Below are 430 nucleotides of genomic sequence, written 5' to 3'. Positions count from 1 at the left end.
GAACTGAGCTAGTCGGTCTCTTATCTTGGCTTCGTCTGAGAGACTGTTCGAGGCGGCGACGGATGTTGTGTAAGCCCTGATAGCTTCGCGCAGTTTCTTCAGCCCTACTTTGTCAAGTATCCGGAAATCGGCGCTTGGTGATGAGTACTGATCAAATTTGGTCTCTGGATGGACCATGATCGGCGTGGCCGTGCAGCTATTGTCGTAAGCCTGACTGAACCACTCCATTGAACCGAGCAACTGATTGCAATCGGACTTCGCGATGATGCCCGACGTGGCTCCGTTCTTGTCCTCGATCACAAAGAAGTGCAGCCCTCCCACTGCCCAAAGATTGTCCGGGCCCTTTCCGATATCCAATTCCGGTCTTTGCGATCCAAACCCTAGGAAATATCCGAGTTCGCGCATTGCAGCTTCAAATCGCTTGGAGTCA

Annotated in this window: 1 pseudogene; it reads right to left on the bottom strand. The window is 52.3% G+C overall.

What is annotated here, in order from left to right:
- Positions 1-405, bottom strand: a pseudogene (locus tag AC5ZGW_RS47175) (hypothetical protein); the annotation flags it as partial.
- Positions 406-430: the final 25 nt, after the last annotated feature.

Source organism: Bradyrhizobium sp. Crot121, from assembly GCF_059512385.1.
The sequence above is the reverse complement of the archived record's forward strand: the minus strand, read 5'-3'. Positions and strand labels throughout refer to the sequence as shown.